15 protein-coding genes are annotated in these 12349 nt (G+C 65.7%); 4 read left to right on the top strand and 11 right to left on the bottom strand.

Annotated elements, in window-relative coordinates; genetic code table 11:
* Positions 1-3: 3 nt before the first annotated feature.
* The 4 genes from ACOOHP_RS12775 to ACOOHP_RS12760 are packed head-to-tail and all read right to left on the bottom strand — an operon-like array spanning position 4 to position 2990.
* Complete coding sequence (locus ACOOHP_RS12775; RefSeq protein WP_420466803.1) at positions 4-615, bottom strand: pilus assembly PilX family protein; 612 nt, start codon at positions 613-615, stop codon at positions 4-6.
* The gene (locus ACOOHP_RS12770) at positions 612-1754 is read right to left on the bottom strand and encodes a PilW family protein (RefSeq protein WP_420466802.1); all 1143 of its coding nucleotides are present in this window, start codon (positions 1752-1754) and stop codon (positions 612-614) included. The genes ACOOHP_RS12775 and ACOOHP_RS12770 overlap by 4 nt, the downstream gene beginning before the upstream one ends.
* A gap of 25 nt (positions 1755-1779) precedes the next feature.
* On the bottom strand, positions 1780-2403 hold the full coding sequence (gene pilV, locus ACOOHP_RS12765) for a type IV pilus modification protein PilV (protein ID WP_420466801.1): 624 nt from the start codon (positions 2401-2403) through the stop codon (positions 1780-1782).
* Complete coding sequence (locus tag ACOOHP_RS12760; RefSeq protein WP_420466800.1) at positions 2400-2990, bottom strand: GspH/FimT family pseudopilin; 591 nt, start codon at positions 2988-2990, stop codon at positions 2400-2402. Before ACOOHP_RS12760 ends, pilV begins: the two co-directional genes overlap by 4 nt.
* Before the next feature lie 118 nt (positions 2991-3108).
* Here ACOOHP_RS12760 and ACOOHP_RS12755 point away from each other — a divergent pair, with 118 nt between their 5' ends.
* Together ACOOHP_RS12755 and ACOOHP_RS12750 are read left to right on the top strand one after the other, a co-directional pair.
* Positions 3109-4146 carry an NAD(P)/FAD-dependent oxidoreductase gene (locus ACOOHP_RS12755; protein WP_420466799.1) on the top strand — a complete coding sequence of 346 codons (1038 nt, stop codon included), beginning with the start codon at positions 3109-3111 and terminating at the stop codon, positions 4144-4146.
* A 138-nt stretch (positions 4147-4284) separates the two neighbouring features.
* Entirely contained in the window at positions 4285-4746 is a 462-nt protein-coding gene (locus ACOOHP_RS12750; protein ID WP_420466798.1) for a nuclear transport factor 2 family protein, read from the top strand.
* A 47-nt stretch (positions 4747-4793) separates the two neighbouring features.
* Here ACOOHP_RS12750 and ACOOHP_RS12745 read toward each other — a convergent pair whose 3' ends face one another.
* The 6 genes from ACOOHP_RS12745 to ACOOHP_RS12720 all read right to left on the bottom strand — a co-directional run bounded on the left by ACOOHP_RS12745 (position 4794) and on the right by ACOOHP_RS12720 (position 9064).
* A complete protein-coding gene (locus tag ACOOHP_RS12745) occupies positions 4794-5039 on the bottom strand; it encodes a hypothetical protein (RefSeq protein WP_420466797.1) in 246 nt (81 codons plus the stop codon).
* A gap of 120 nt (positions 5040-5159) precedes the next feature.
* The gene (locus ACOOHP_RS12740; RefSeq protein WP_420466796.1) at positions 5160-5714 is read right to left on the bottom strand and encodes an antibiotic biosynthesis monooxygenase; all 555 of its coding nucleotides are present in this window, start codon (positions 5712-5714) and stop codon (positions 5160-5162) included.
* A 20-nt stretch (positions 5715-5734) separates the two neighbouring features.
* Positions 5735-7003 carry a UDP-N-acetylglucosamine 1-carboxyvinyltransferase gene (murA, locus tag ACOOHP_RS12735; protein ID WP_420466795.1) on the bottom strand — a complete coding sequence of 423 codons (1269 nt, stop codon included), beginning with the start codon at positions 7001-7003 and terminating at the stop codon, positions 5735-5737.
* 82 nt (positions 7004-7085) lie between these two features.
* A complete protein-coding gene (locus ACOOHP_RS12730; protein WP_420466794.1) occupies positions 7086-7304 on the bottom strand; it encodes a BolA family protein in 219 nt (72 codons plus the stop codon).
* Positions 7305-7335: 31 nt separating this feature from the next.
* On the bottom strand, positions 7336-8103 hold the full coding sequence (locus ACOOHP_RS12725; protein ID WP_420466793.1) for an ABC transporter permease: 768 nt from the start codon (positions 8101-8103) through the stop codon (positions 7336-7338).
* Positions 8104-8149: 46 nt separating this feature from the next.
* The gene (locus ACOOHP_RS12720) at positions 8150-9064 is read right to left on the bottom strand and encodes an ABC transporter ATP-binding protein (protein ID WP_420466792.1); all 915 of its coding nucleotides are present in this window, start codon (positions 9062-9064) and stop codon (positions 8150-8152) included.
* Between the two features lie 67 nt (positions 9065-9131).
* On the opposite strand from ACOOHP_RS12720, the gene ACOOHP_RS12715 reads away from it, so the two are divergent.
* Positions 9132-10598 carry a cryptochrome/photolyase family protein gene (locus ACOOHP_RS12715; protein WP_420466791.1) on the top strand — a complete coding sequence of 489 codons (1467 nt, stop codon included), beginning with the start codon at positions 9132-9134 and terminating at the stop codon, positions 10596-10598.
* Between the two features lie 21 nt (positions 10599-10619).
* On the opposite strand, the gene ACOOHP_RS12710 is transcribed toward ACOOHP_RS12715, so the two are convergent.
* Positions 10620-11099, bottom strand: a complete 480-nt coding sequence (locus ACOOHP_RS12710) for a nitroreductase family deazaflavin-dependent oxidoreductase (protein WP_420466987.1) — start codon at positions 11097-11099, stop codon at positions 10620-10622.
* Between ACOOHP_RS12710 and ACOOHP_RS12705 the strand changes: the two genes are divergently transcribed.
* On the top strand, positions 11089-12348 hold the full coding sequence (locus ACOOHP_RS12705; RefSeq protein ID WP_420466790.1) for an LLM class flavin-dependent oxidoreductase: 1260 nt from the start codon (positions 11089-11091) through the stop codon (positions 12346-12348). The genes ACOOHP_RS12710 and ACOOHP_RS12705 overlap by 11 nt on opposite strands.
* Position 12349: the final 1 nt, after the last annotated feature.

Raw genomic sequence — 12349 nt, 5'->3', positions numbered from 1 at the left:
CGGCTACTCCATGAACAGGCCGTCGACAGTGTCGACTTTCACGAAAGTGCCCTGGCTGACTTCCGCTGCAGCGAAGTTGCCCTCTTCATCGGCGTCGGTGGCGCGGCTGGCCGCTGTACGGTCGTATCCAGCCGTTACGGTGAAGCTGGCCAGGCGAAAGCGCTCGCCGCTGTCACCCCGACGCAGGGCGGATACCGGCATGAAGTCCGATCCGCCCACACTCTCACGTCGCACCAGGGTGTAGGCGTGCTGCTTGAGCGGGCCATCCGGCAGCACGGACACCTCCGCGGTATCGCTGGGGCAGACAAAGTCCTGGCGAGCGCTCAGGCTGGCGCTGTCCAGCGCCGGCGCCAGAAAGCAATTCTGTACATAGCCGGAGCCGGTGCCCACGATCAGATTGCCGCTGTCGGCCAACAGTGCTTCGAGCAGCGACTGCGCGCTCTGCAAGGCGCTGACGCGACTTTCCTCGTTAAGTGCCAGGCGCATGTCCATGCGCCCGGCGCGCATGGCAGCAAGTCCGAGCAGGGTGATGACCACCAGGAAGAACATGGCGGTGGCCAGGGCGGCACCGCGCTGATTCGATTGAATCCTGGCGATGTCCTCAGGCCGCCTCATGGGCTGGGGCCCTCGCCCTGGATGCCCAGGTTTCGCAGTTGCACCGTGGTGCTGTAGACGCGCCGATAGAAGTGGCGCGTCTGTCGGTCGGCCGGGGTGCCGGCATCGTCGACGATACTGATGGGCGTGTAGGGCGGCTTGTCTGCGAGCTGGTAGGTTTTTTCGTCCAGGTGCTGACCGTCCGAACGTCGCGAACGCACCAGCAGGTGAATTTGCGCCGAGCGGGCCTGGGTGGCCAACTCCTCGGCGCTGGGATCGGCAACGTAGCGGTCGACGATGTTGTCGCTGTCGTCAGGGCTGTCCAGGCCCCACACGATCTGCAGATCCTCGATGCCTTCGGCGATGCATTCGGAGAAATAACCCAGTTCGCCCGCAGCGCTGCCGGCCTCGCCACAGCTCGCCGACTCACTGCCATCGCCGGGGTCGAAGCCGCTGGGGCACAGCTCCTTGCGGCACAGGGCGGGGACGCCGTCGCCCGGTGTGAGCGCGTGATCTCGTACGTAATAGATGCGCGGAAAATAGCGATGAAAGCGCATGGGTGCGGTATTGGGCTGGTTGAGCGCGTCCGGCGCATCCAGCGCGGCCAGACCCCAGCGCATCAGGGTGCCGACGGTGGCGTTGGTCTGCAGGTAGAAGTGATAGGGACGCAGGCGCACCTCGCTGTCACCCAATTCCATGCGTCCGGTTTCCTGGCCGCTGACGTGGCGGATGGCGAAGGCATCGGTGCCGGCGCGATGTTCGCCGATGCAGTTCCACAGGCTGCTGATGGCATCGCCGCTGTCGTGATTGCGAAACTCCAGCGCGGTGCGCCAGGAAAAGCTCCAGGCTTCGCCGGTCGGGCCGCAATCCATGGCGGGCGCCAAAGCCTGCGTGGCGGAAGTGACATCGTTGCCGGGGTCCAGATCGTCCAGGTTGGGGATCAGATTGTCGGTGCCCAGCATGCCGCCCCAGTAGCCAGTCATGGCCAGATCGCGCGACAGCGTGAACATGGCAAAGCGCGCCTGGTCCTGCATGCCAGCGATCAGATCGTTTTCGCGATAGCTGCGGCTGGTGGCCAGAAACACCGCACCGAGCGCGGCCAGCAGCAGCAAGCCGAGGGTGCTCGCCACCATCAATTCGATCAGGGTGAAGCCGCGCATGCGGCGGCGCGGTGGCAGTCGGGATTCAGGGCGCATTGGGGTCGGCCACAAAGGCGTGCAGCAGCAGCACCCGGCGCATGCGGTCGTCGTCGCCGTTTTGCTTGGGGTCGTCATAGCGCCCGCTGCCGAGGCCGCAGGGGTGCAGGGCGGGGTCGGTCAGGTCGTCGCCGTCGGGCGCCTCGATGCCGGTCAGTCCGCGCCAGGCGATCGCCACTACGTACAGTCCGGGCGTGGTATCGGCGCTGATGCAGCCCGTGGGTTCGACCAGGCCGCCCACCGATTGGCCATCGACCTGCACCTCGTCGCCGGCCAGCAGGCGCCCCCAGGTGTACAGGTCATGTGCCGCCAGTTGCGGCGGTGTGCACGCGGCATCGGCGCCAGTGCAACTGGTGCCTGCCGTCGAGGCCGCTGCGTCCAGGGTCAGATAGGCCTCCAGTTCGCCCGGATTGCCGCGCATGCGTTCGACCATGGCCTGTGCCAGGGTGCCGGCAGCGGTGCGCTGGATGGCGTCGTAATTGAATTTCTTCGACATAGCCTGCAGGCCGGCCACCGCGAGCAGCCCGACCCCCGCCACGAATACGGTGATCAGCACCTCGATCAGGGTGAAGCCGCGCTGCGCGCAATCACGACCTGGACGTAGCGCGTTCATGCGCCGCAACCTGCAGGGACCGAGTCCGGGTCCAGTGGCACCAGACTGACGCGCCCGCTGAGCGCGACGTCCACCAGCCGCGCGTCACGCAGTCGGCCGGAACGTTCGCACAGGGTGAACTGTGCGCGCTGATCGGCGCGACCATTGGGACCAAAGATCAGGTACGAATTGCTGTCCAGGGTGGTGGCGACGGCAAAAGCGTCGTCGTCCACGCTTGGGCTGATGCGGCCGACGGGATCGAACACCGCGATGATGGCCGACGCATCGTCTGGCTCGTCGCCGGAAAACGCGCCGTCGGCATCCCGATACACGATCCAGCCCTGCGCCCAGGTGCCGCCGCCGGTTGCGCACTGCGGGAAGGCGGCATCGGCATACCAGTCACGCTGGCACACCGTGACCGGCGCATTGCGCACGATGGCTTCGGAGCGGGCCTGATTGAGTCCGGCGTACAGCTCGGTCGCGCCCTTGGCGCGCGCCGCTGCCAGGCCGAAGCGACTCAGTTGGGGCAACGCCAAGCCCAGCAGGATCGCGCCGATTGCGATGGTCACCATCAGTTCGAGCAAGGTAAATCCCGCGGCGCGTGTCATGTCCGGTTTATATCAGGCACCCGCACTACAGGGCGGCTCGCGGTCGGATCAGCGGGGGTGCCGGCAGGTTCAATGGCCTCAAGCAGCCGAACGCCGATAATGGCGTCCCTTTGTTTTGTTGGCACTCTCTTCGTTGGCTAGTCCCGGCACCCGCAAGTCATCCGACGTCATCGTGATCGGTGCTGGCGTCATCGGCTTGGCCACCGCATTCGAGCTGCAGCGGCGCGGTCTGGGCGTCACGGTGCTGGAGCGCGGCAAGGTGGGTCGGGGCGGTGCGTCCTGGGCCGGCGGCGGCATCCTGGCGCCGCTGGACCCTGCGGACACGCATCCGCAGGTGCGCGCATTGATCCGCGACAGCCTGGCGTGTTACCCGGACTGGTGCGCCGCGATACACGCGGCCGGCGGCATTGATCCCGAGTACCAGGTGTGTGGCATGCAAGTGCGGCCACCCCTGGTGGTCGAGCACTGGGCACAACTGGGCCGCGAGTGCGGATTCAGGAGTGCGCCCTCGCATGAAATGGCTGGCGCGCTGGAATGCCCGGACGTGGCCCAGGTGCGTAGTCCGCGATTGCTGAAGTCCCTGGCCAGCGCCTTGCGGGCGGGAGGGGCGCAGATCCTTGAGGGGCAGTCCGTAACCGATATCCGGGGCGATGCCTACGGCCACACCCTGAGCACGGCGCTGGGTGATCGATATTCCTGCGTCGTCGTCGTCGTCTGTGCGGGCGCATGGTCTGCTGCCCTGACGCCGATGGCATCGCTCAAGCCCGTCAAGGGTCAGATGCTGTTGATCGACGCGCGGCCCGGCGAGCTGGATCGCATTGTGCTGGGCGCCGGTCGCTACCTGATACCGCGGCGTGACGGCCCGATCCTGGCGGGCAGCACGGTGGAAGAGGTGGGCTTCGACTCGGCGCCGAGCGAAGTCGCGAAGACCTCCATACTCACCAGCGCAGAAATGCTGATGCCGGCACTGGCCGGGCGCCCGGTGCTGGCCCACTGGACCGGTCTGCGCCCCTGCCTGCCGCAAGGCATTCCCCGGATTGAATGGTTGGATACACGACCGGGCGTGCTGCTGAACCTGGGTCATCACCGCCTGGGCATCACCTTGGCACCGGCCAGCGCTGTTATCGCCGCCGACCTCGTGCTGGCAAACGGATAAGCGTGTCGATATCTGCCGTGGGCCCGATCGGGGCTGCGACGATCACCCCACTGCTGGATTGCCGGATGGCCTCAGGCTGCACACCCTCTTGCGAACTCGCGCCCGGTCGAGCGCGCATACAACGTGCAGGGAGACGCCATGAACCAGCAGACCGCCAACACCCGGACTTCGACGGCACACCACGATGCGCTGCAGCGACTGGTGCGGCACTGGGAGCACACCTACAACACCGACGTGGAGCGGCTGGTCCAGGACTGCTACGCGCCCGATGCCCACCTCTGCTTCAACATGGCGGAGGTGCGCGGTCACGCCCAGCTCGCCAGTGTCGTGAAGGGCCTGCTGGCCGCCTGTCCTACACGCAGGATGCGTGTGGATCGCATCCTGTTCAGCGGCGCGGACACCGCCATCGTGGAGGCGGTGATCCTCGACGACGCCCGGGCGGAATTCTATTCGCCCTTCTGCGCCATCCTCAGAATCCGGGACGGAAAGATCGTGCTGGACCGCACCTACCTCGAGCCCACGCGCTGGCCCGGGCTGGAGGGGGCGATGCCGCACGTCAGCCCGGGCGGACTGGGCAGCCCGGATTCAATCCCCCGATAACGACCGCGTCGGCGCGCCGAAACCCTGGCCGGCGCGCCGCGCAGGGATCACAGTGCCGCGTAGGCCTTGTCGAAATCGCTGGCTGCCGCGTCGGTAAATGCAAAGTTCTGGCGGATGTAAGCGAGCGTTTTCTTCTCGGTGTCAGTCACGCCGCGGCCATCCTGCGCCGAGGCGAACAGCGCTTTCACCTCGTCCTTGGACAGCTTGCCCTCGCCCTGGCCGGTGGTGTGTTGCTTGGCCAAGTCCAGCAATTCCTTTTCGTATTGTTCGCCGTTGATACTCACGTACGCCATGGGTCTGCTCCGATGGAGGAAGAAGAGCGTGAATGCTGCCTGCTCGGGCCAGCGCTGTCACCGGTAGGTTGAAGCTTGGGCCATGACCGGCGGATGACAGCGACGGCCGGCGCGCGAGGCTTACGGTGTCCGGCGGTACAGCCAGTTCTTCAACAGCCCGGTCACGCGCGGCATGACAACGTAGGTCAGCAACAGCACCTGGACCACCGACAGCACCGCCACTCTCAGCACCAGCGGCAGCTGCGCAAGGTACTTCCCGAACAGCAGGTTCATCAGCAGCACCAGCGCGAAGACGACCACGCACAGCACCAGGGCCATCTTGTGCTGGCTCGGTGCAGACCGGGCTGGAACCTCGGGCAGCGAGAACCAGAATTCCAGTCCGGAGACCCTCGTGACCTTGTCTTCGCCTTCGGTCAGCAGGCTGAGCTGTGCAAGAAACGCCGCGCGCTCGGCGGACGCCTCCCAGATTCTCTGGTGCTCGTCGCTGTCGAAGCGGGTGAGCAGCACGTACTCGCCGCCGGAACCCGGCGCGGGCTTGAGAACGTCGACGCCCAGGTGTCCGGGAAAACGCGAGGCGGTCGCGATGATGCGCTTGACCCAGTCGTCGTACTCGGCTTCTTTGCCGGCACGAACGTGGCGGGCGATGCTGACGGTAACGGGGCCGGAGTCCGACATGGCGTATCAATGCGGGTCGATCAGGTGATCATCTTGCCGACGCGCTTTATGCGCGCGCCCAGCGAGGCAAGCTTGCCCTCAATGTCCTCGTAGCCGCGATCCATGTGGTAGATGCGGTCGATGAAGGTCTCGCCATCGGCGGCCAGCGCGGCCAGCACCAACGACGCGGAGGCGCGCAGGTCGGTGGCCATGATCGGGGCGGCGGCCAGGCGCTCGCGGCCGGTGATGATGGCGGTGTTGCCTTCGACGCGGATATCGGCACCCAGGCGCAGTAGTTCCTGCGCGTGCATGAAGCGGTTCTCGAAGATGGTTTCGCGGATGGTGCCGACGCCTTCGGCCAGACAGTTCAGCGCCATGAACTGCGCCTGCATGTCGGTCGGAAATCCAGGATGCGGCATGGTGTGCAGGTTGACCGCCAGCGGCCGGCGATCCTGCATGTCCACCTCGACGAAGTCGGTGCCGGTGGACACCTTGGCGCCGGCCTGCTGCAGCTTGACCAGCACCGCGTCCAGCATCGAAGGATCGGTCTTGTTCACGCGCACCTTGCCGCGGGTGATCGCGGCAGCCACCAGGTAGGTGCCGGTTTCGATGCGATCAGCAATCACCGCATGCCGGGCGGCATGCAGCTTGTCCACGCCCTCGATGCGGATGGTGGTGGTGCCTTCACCCTGGATCCTCGCGCCCATGGCGCGCAGGCAACGCGCCAGGTCCACCACCTCGGGTTCGCGTGCCGCGTTTTCCAGCACGGTGTGACCTTCGGCCAGCACCGCGGCCATCATCAGGTTCTCGGTGCCCGTGACGGTGACGGTGTCCAGGACGATGTGCGCGCCCCTGAGCCGGGACGCCTTGGCGTGGATGAAGCCGCCTTCGAGCTTGATCTCCGCGCCCATGGCTTCGAGCCCCATGAGGTGCAGATTCACCGGCCGCGCGCCGATGGCACAGCCGCCGGGCAGGGACACATGCGCCTCGCCACGCTTGGCCACCAGGGGGCCGAGTACCAGGATGGAGGCGCGCATCGTCCGCACCAGCTCGTAGGGCGCGACGTGGGTGGTGATGGAACTGGCGTCGATCACCATCTCATGGTCGACAGGCGCCTCCACGGTCACGCCCATCTGGCTGAGCAGCTTGTGCGTGGTGCCGATGTCCCACAGCTTGGGCACATTGGTGAGATGCAAGGGCTGATCCGACAGCAACGAGGCGCAGAGGATGGGCAGGGCGGCGTTCTTGGCACCGCTGGCGGTGATTTCGCCGCGCAGCGGGCCATTGCCTTCGATGATGAATTTGTCCATGGGGCTGGTCAGTTGAGGCTGTGCCGAGGATGACAGCAGCCTGTGCGCGCTGCGCGCCGCTTGCGTGCAAGTTTTGTGCAGTTCAAACCGCGCGGGTCTTGAGCTGCAGTGCGTGAATGTCGCGTCCCATGCGTTCGCCGAGGGTGGCGTAGACCATCCGGTGCTGCGCGAGCATCGGCTTGCCCGCAAAGTCGGCACACACCACGTCGGCTTCAAAATGCTGGCCATCGTCGCCGTGCACGGTGACCTGTGCCTGCGGCAGGCCGGCCTGGATCAGTTGGCGAATTTCGTCCTTGGTCATCAAGGCCTCCAGAGAGCAGTGAGAATGAAGTTCAAGGCCGCAAACGGTATCCGCGCTGCAGGATGAACAGGCAGGTGGCCGATGCGATCAGGAAGAAGCAGCCGGACCAGCCGAGGCTTACTGCGGGCGATACGTCGGCATGACCGAAGAAACCGTAGCGAAAGCCGTCGATCATGTAGAAGAACGGATTCCAGTGCGACACCTGATACCAGAACGGCGGCAGCGCATGCACCGAGTAGAACACGCCGGACAGGAAGGATGCCGGCGTGATGAAGAAATTGGTGAAGGTGGCGACCTGATCGAATTTCAAGGCCACGATACCCGCAATCAGCCCGAGCACCGCCAGACTGCCGCCCGCCAGCAGGAAATGCGCAATCAACACCAGCGGCGCCTCGATCGGCAGCGGCACGAAGGGCAGCGTCACCGCCAGCATGGTCACGGCGACCAGCACCGTGCGCACCAGCGCCGCGAGCACGTAGGCGCCGAACCATTGCAGCGGACTCAGCGGCGCCATCAGCAGGAACACCAGGTTGCCCATGACCTTGGACTGGATCATCGACGAACTGGTGTTGGCGAAGGCGTTCTGGATCACTGTCATCATCACCAGTCCCGGCAGCAGGAACTGCGTATAGCTGATGCCCTCGTAGGCCGAGGTGCGCCCCTGCAGTGCCTGCGCGAAAACCAGCAGATACAGCACCGCGGTGATCACCGGCGCGGTCACGGTCTGCGCCAGCACCGAGGTGAAACGCATCACCTCTTTCTTGAGCAGGGTGACGAAGCCACGGGTGTCCGGACTCATGTGCTCGCCCGGGTGTTGCTCAACCGCGCTTCACTTTGCGGGCCGTTCATCGGGTCAGTTCCACGAAAATATCTTCCAGGTCCGGCTCGCGCGTCTGCACGTCTTCGACCGCCAGCCCGGCGCGCTTGAGACTCTCGAACACGCTGCCGATGGGATGCTTGCCGGACTCCAGCCGCAGTTCGGTGTAGCCGTCCTTTTCGCCGGTGACGAGGGCCGACAGATCGGCCGGCAATGCGCCGTTCTCCGCCAGCTTCAGGCGCAGGAAGCGGAACGGATGCCGCGCGAGTAGCTGTCGGGTCGTCTCCAGCGCCTGGACCTCGCCGTGGTCGAGGATGGCGATGCGCTCGCACATTTCCTGCGCCTCCTCCAGATAGTGCGTGGTCAGCACCACCGTGGTGCCCTTGGCGTGCAGGTCGCGCATGAATTCCCACAGGGTGCGCCGCAGCTCCACGTCGACGCCAGCGGTGGGTTCATCCAGGATCACCACTGGCGGCTTGTGCACCAGCGCCTGGGCGATCAGCACCCGGCGCTTCATGCCGCCGGACAGCGCGCGCATGGACGTGGTGCGCTTGTCGTCAAGTTCCAGACGTTCCAGCATTTCGTCGATCCAGGGCCACACCTCGCGACCACAGCCGTAGTAGCCGGCCTGGATGCGCAGCATGTCGACCACCTTGAAGAAAGGATCGAACACCAGTTCCTGCGGCACCACACCCAGCTTGCGCCGGGCGGTGCGGAAATCGCTCACGGTGTCATGGCCCATCACCGAAACCGTGCCGCGATCCATCCGGGTCAGGCCGGCGATCACGTTGATCAGAGTGGATTTTCCGGCGCCGTTGGGGCCGAGCAGGCCGAAGAATTCGCCGGCGCGGATCGAAAAGCTGACGTTCTTGAGCGCCTGCAGGCTGCCGTAGGACTTGGCCACGGCGTCGATCCGCAGCGCGTCGGGAGTGGTAGGGATCATGGGGCGCGGATTATACGGTCCCGCGACCGCTGCTCCGCGGCGCCTGCGGGCGGATTAGCATGCGCACATGAGTACGGCCCTGGTCTGGTTTCGTCGCGATCTGCGTCTGGCGGACAACCCGGCGCTGTCCGCGGCGCTGGAACGGCACGAGCAGGTGCTGCCGGTCTACATCGACGACGCCGACGCCGAATCGCCGTGGGCGCCGGGCGGCGCCAGCCGCTGGTGGTTGCATCACTCGTTGGCCAGCTTGGAACACCACCTGCGCGCGCTCGGGTCGCGCCTGATCCTGCGCCGGGGCGGGTCGCTGGAGCAGTTGAGCCAGCTCGTCACCCTGACGGGCGCCGAGGCGGTGTACTGGAACCGCTTGTACGAGCCGGCCTTCGTTGGCCGCGATAAGCACGTCAAGGAAGTCCTGCGCGAGTCCGGGCTGATCGCGGAGAGCTTCAACGGCGCCCTGCTGTTCGAGCCCTGGCAGCTCAAGACCGGGACCGGCGATCCCTATCGCGTGTTCTCGCCGTTCTGGCGCAATGCCCAACCACGACTGCAGGAACGTCTGGCCAACGGTCAGGTGCCCCTGCCGGCGCCGACGGCGCTGTCGTCTCCGGGCAAGCTACCGGACTCGGCCAGCCTGGAGAGCTTGCACCTGCTGCCGCGAATCGCCTGGGACGCCGGGTTTCACCAGACTTGGCAGCCCGGTGAGGCGCAGGCGCACGAGCGTCTGCAGCGCTTCGCCGGGGGTCCGGCGGCACGTTACCGCGAGCAGCGCGATCTGCCGGCGGTGGATGCCACCTCCGGCCTGTCGCCGGCACTGCATTTCGGTGAGGTCTCGCCGCTGCAACTGGTGGTGCGCATGCAGCGACTGTCGGCGTCGAAACCGGTGGCCGGCATCCACGCCAATGCCGAGTGGTTCGTGCGCGAGCTGGGTTGGCGCGAATTTGCCCACCACCTGTTGTTTCATTTTCCGCGCACGCCGGAAGTGCCGATGTACGACAAGTTCGGGGCCTTTCCGTGGCGGGCCCGGCACGAGTACGCGGCGGATCTCAGCGCCTGGCAACGCGGCCGCACCGGCGTGCCCATCATCGACGCCGGCATGCGCCAGCTGTGGCGCAGCGGCTGGATGCACAACCGCGTGCGCATGATCGTGGCGAGCTTCCTGACCAAGAACCTGCTGATCCCCTGGCTGGAGGGCGCGCGATGGTTCTGGGACACCCTGGTGGATGCGAATCTGGCCAACAACACCCTGGGCTGGCAGTGGAGCGCGGGATGCGGTGCCGATGCCGCGCCCTATTTTCGGATCTTCAATCCGGTGCTGCAGAGCGCCAAGTTCGATGCCGACGGTGATTACATCCGGCGCTGGGTGCCGGAGCTGGCCAAGCTGTCGGGGGATGCGCTGCACGCGCCCTGGCAGGCCAAGCCGGCGGTTCTGCGTGCCGCCGGTGTGGCGCTGGGACAGACCTATCCACAGCCGATCGTGGATCTCGCCGAGTCGCGCGCACGCGCGCTGGCGGCGTACGAGCGAATCAAGGCGACTTGAAGTCGCAGCAGAATCGGGCGGTCAGATGCGTTCCAGCACGACCACCGGCAACTCGCGCTCGGTGCGTTCCTGATAGGCAGGGAAGGGCGGATAGATCTTCGTCATCATGTCGAACAGGCGCTGGCGCTCGGCGCCTTTTGCGGTGCGGGCGCGCGCCTTGAAGCAGTCGTTTGAGACCTGCAGGTCGACCACCGGATCGGCAACCATGTTCAAGTACCAGGCCGGATGTTCGGGTGCGCCGCCCTTCGAGCCGATCAGGATGTACCGGTCGCCGTCGACGCCGTAGATCAGCGGCATCACCAGCATGCGGCCGGTCTTGCGGCCGCGGGTGGTGAGTAGCAGGGTGGGCGTTCTCTCGTCGCCACCGAAAGCGCGGGCGTCCCACCAATGACCCTCGACGGGGTCGTTGCGGTAGCGCTGCAGATGCTCGGTAATCCAGTCAGGCAGTTGATGCTGACTGAGCTTTTCGTGCACGTCGTTGAGGGCCGGATTGTCGCCCATCGAAAATTTTTCGTCGTCCATTTCGATTCTCGGTTCGATCAGTCAGCCGGAGGGTACGCCCCCTGGAATCGAAACAGTAGTGCGCACAAGCGCTGCACAGCCTGACCGCGACACCGCCAGTCATCGTCGGACGGTTTCTAACGCCGCCGCGCCAGCGCAGCGGCGTTTTGACAAGGAGGGACCAGAGCGGTACACGGCGACCACGCTTGCGGAGCTGGAGAGCAACATGCGCCAGGGATTGCTGTTCGTGGGAGGCGGGGTGCCGCTCGCCCAGATCGTCGAGACGGCCTGCGTGGCGGAAGCCGAAGGCATGGACTCGGTGTATTGCGTCGAAGCCTATCGAAGCGCCTTCGTCCCACTGGCGGCAATCGCGGCCGCCACGAAAATGATCACGCTGGACCCCTACATCCTGAATGCATACGGGCACACCCCATTCGTGACTGGCCTGAGTGCAATCGATCTGGACGAGTTGTCCGGTGGGCGCTTGATCCTTGGCGTCGGGCCGGGAAACCGCCACATCAATCAGCTGTTCCAGGGGCTGGAGACCGATCGCCCCCTCACCAAGATGCGCGAGTACACCGAGCTGCTGCGCAAGATCGTGCATGCGCCTCTCGGCGGCAAGGTGGGTTACGAGGGCAGGATTCATCGCATGCAGTGGGAGCCTCGGGTAAGTCCTGTGCGAGCCGGCATCCCGGTGTGGCTCGCCGCCATTGGCCCGAAGATGGTCAAGGTCGCCGCCTCGGTGGCGGACGGCGTCGCCATGGGGGTGCTGCTGTCGCCGGAGTACGTTCGCGAGGTCATCAAGCCGGTTGCGGCTGCCGCAGCGTCAGCCGCCGACCGCGACCCCGCCGAGCTTTACTTCCCGATGGGCGGTCTGGTCGCGGTCGATGAAGATTTGGACCGCGCCCGTGCCACGATCAAGGCAGCGATCTGCAGTTTCTTCGATCCGATTCCGCATCCCTACTACGATTTTTTGCTCCGCGAGCAAGGGTTCTCGAAAGCCGCTGACGCCTGCCTCAAGTTCGTTCCCGGCGGCAACACGCAAGCGGCGATCGATCAAATCGATGATGCCGTCGCTGACCGCCTGGCCTTCGCCGGTCCGCCCACGCAATGCGCGCAGCGCCTGCGCGCGTACGAAGGGGTGATCGACGAAGTCATCTATCTGAATGTCGGCGGTGCCGATGCCGGCACCGTGTGCGACGCGCACCGGCCGGTGATGGCGATCAAGCGGGCCCTGCACCCGCAATGAC

This window comes from Panacagrimonas sp. (genome assembly GCF_965216805.1).
Classification (GTDB): Bacteria; Pseudomonadota; Gammaproteobacteria; order Nevskiales; family Nevskiaceae; genus Panacagrimonas.
This window is presented reverse-complemented; position numbering and strand designations above follow the sequence as displayed.

What these genes read in the sequence shown, in the direction of transcription:
- ACOOHP_RS12775 (WP_420466803.1), bottom strand. Translation starts at nt 615, where the DNA reads ATGAGGCGGCCTGAGGACATCGCCAGGATTCAATCGAATCAGCGCGGT.
- ACOOHP_RS12770 (WP_420466802.1), bottom strand. Translation starts at nt 1,754, where the DNA reads ATGCGCGGCTTCACCCTGATCGAATTGATGGTGGCGAGCACCCTCGGC.
- pilV (WP_420466801.1), bottom strand. Translation starts at nt 2,403, where the DNA reads ATGAACGCGCTACGTCCAGGTCGTGATTGCGCGCAGCGCGGCTTCACC.
- ACOOHP_RS12760 (WP_420466800.1), bottom strand. Translation starts at nt 2,990, where the DNA reads ATGACACGCGCCGCGGGATTTACCTTGCTCGAACTGATGGTGACCATC.
- ACOOHP_RS12750 (WP_420466798.1), top strand. Translation starts at nt 4,285, where the DNA reads ATGAACCAGCAGACCGCCAACACCCGGACTTCGACGGCACACCACGAT.
- ACOOHP_RS12745 (WP_420466797.1), bottom strand. Translation starts at nt 5,039, where the DNA reads ATGGCGTACGTGAGTATCAACGGCGAACAATACGAAAAGGAATTGCTG.
- ACOOHP_RS12740 (WP_420466796.1), bottom strand. Translation starts at nt 5,714, where the DNA reads ATGTCGGACTCCGGCCCCGTTACCGTCAGCATCGCCCGCCACGTTCGT.
- murA (WP_420466795.1), bottom strand. Translation starts at nt 7,003, where the DNA reads ATGGACAAATTCATCATCGAAGGCAATGGCCCGCTGCGCGGCGAAATC.
- ACOOHP_RS12730 (WP_420466794.1), bottom strand. Translation starts at nt 7,304, where the DNA reads ATGACCAAGGACGAAATTCGCCAACTGATCCAGGCCGGCCTGCCGCAG.
- ACOOHP_RS12725 (WP_420466793.1), bottom strand. Translation starts at nt 8,103, where the DNA reads ATGAGTCCGGACACCCGTGGCTTCGTCACCCTGCTCAAGAAAGAGGTG.
- ACOOHP_RS12720 (WP_420466792.1), bottom strand. Translation starts at nt 9,064, where the DNA reads ATGATCCCTACCACTCCCGACGCGCTGCGGATCGACGCCGTGGCCAAG.
- ACOOHP_RS12715 (WP_420466791.1), top strand. Translation starts at nt 9,132, where the DNA reads ATGAGTACGGCCCTGGTCTGGTTTCGTCGCGATCTGCGTCTGGCGGAC.
- ACOOHP_RS12710 (WP_420466987.1), bottom strand. Translation starts at nt 11,099, where the DNA reads ATGGGCGACAATCCGGCCCTCAACGACGTGCACGAAAAGCTCAGTCAG.